3 protein-coding genes are annotated in these 1,489 nt (G+C 74.7%); all 3 read left to right on the top strand.

What is annotated here, in order from left to right; all coding sequences use genetic code 11:
* The coding region (locus ACFTZL_RS44860; protein ID WP_382596397.1) for a universal stress protein at positions 1-322 on the top strand (322 nt) is incomplete at its 5' end.
* Between the two features lie 40 nt (positions 323-362).
* Positions 363-962, top strand: coding sequence for a CGNR zinc finger domain-containing protein (locus ACFTZL_RS44855; RefSeq protein WP_382596394.1), 600 nt, complete (start codon positions 363-365; stop codon positions 960-962).
* 72 nt (positions 963-1,034) lie between these two features.
* A partial coding sequence (locus ACFTZL_RS44850; protein WP_382596391.1) for a hypothetical protein occupies positions 1,035-1,489 on the top strand: 455 nt, incomplete at its 3' end.

The raw sequence follows: 1,489 nt of genomic DNA, 5'->3' as shown, positions 1-1,489 counted from the left end.
GCCCTGGATGATGCCCGGGGAGATGCCCCCGCCGGTGGTCGACCAGGACGTCATCGAGGACGAGGCCCGGGTCCTCGCCGAGGGCTTCCTCGCCCCGTACCGCGAACGGCACCCAGACGTCCAGGCCGAGCCGCTCGCCGCGGCGGGCGACGCCGCCGGACACCTCGTGGCGGCCTCCCGGGACGCCGACCTCGTCGTGGTGGGCCGGCACCGGCGGCACCTGCTGGCACCCGCCCGCATGATGGGCTCGGTCACCCACGCCGTCCTGCTGCACGCCGCGAGCCCCGTCGCGGTGGTCCCGCCGGCGCCCCCGGAGGACTGACCTCGCGGTAATGGATACGGGCAGGCCTATCATTAGTCCCATGCGGGAACCGATCAGCAGGGACGCCCGGCTCGCCCTGGACCTGGCCCTCACCGTCCGGCACGACGGCGACGGCGGCGTAGCCGACGATCTGACCGACCCGGCGGGCCTGACCGCCTGGGTCCGGGCACACCCCGAGGTCCTGCCGGACACCGAGGGGTTCACCGCCGACGCCGCGCGGCTCGCCGACGTCCGCGAGCTGCGGGCCGCCGCCCGCTCGCTCTTCGCCCGCGCCGTGCGCCCCGGCGAGCCCAGCCCCGCGGACGCGGCCCGCCTCCTGCCCGAGGCCGAGGCCGTGCGGCGCCTCAACGAGGCAGCCGCCCGCACCCCCACCGTGCCGGTCCTGCACTGGCCCCGGGAGGCCGGACCCGTCGTCCACCAGCGGCCCGAACGCGGCGCCGACGACCTGACGGCAACCCTCGCGCACGCCGTGATCGCGTTCCTCGCGAGCCCCGACCGCGACCGGCTGCGAGCCTGCCACGCACCGCGCTGTGTGCGGTACTTCCTCAAGGAGCACCCACGCCAGGAATGGTGCAAACCGTCCTGCGGCAACCGCGCCCGGGTCGCCCGCCACCACCAACGGCACCGGGCGACGACTTGAGGCCCTGTCGCAGGCCGACCGGGCCGCCGCCCGCCCGACACTTCGCAGGCCGGGGCACGTACCATTGGCGACATGTCGTTCCTCCGCCGCCGCAGCGCCACTCCCGCCGGGCCTGACTTCGACGTACTGGCCATGGACCCGGGCGACTGGCCCGGCAACCTCGGTGCGGGACTGCTGCCCGCCCCCGACGGCACCTGCCAGGGCGTCTTCCTGCGCTACGACCTGTTCGGCGGCCGCGGCCCCGCGATGATCATCGGCAATCTGCCGGAGGGCTCCCCGGCGCGCGACGTCCCCGAGGGGCAGGTGCCCTTCGAGGTGGCCCAGCTGCTGCTGGCGCTGGAGAACGACGAGGAGGTCACCGTCGTCAGCACCGAGGACGTGCCGGTGATGCAGGGCGACAACCTCCTGATCGTGCGCCGCGTCAAGCTCTCCGAGGGCCGGATCTCCTGCGTGCAGTTCGACCGCAGCGACAACGTCCTGGTGACCATCGCCGCCTGGGACCGCCCCATCACGGACGACCTGTACGC

Origin of the sequence: Streptomyces sp. NPDC056948, assembly GCF_042674225.1 — a bacterium.
GTDB classification, from domain to species: domain Bacteria; phylum Actinomycetota; class Actinomycetes; order Streptomycetales; family Streptomycetaceae; genus Streptomyces; species Streptomyces purpurascens.
The sequence above is the reverse complement of the archived record's forward strand: the minus strand, read 5'-3'. Positions and strand labels throughout refer to the sequence as shown.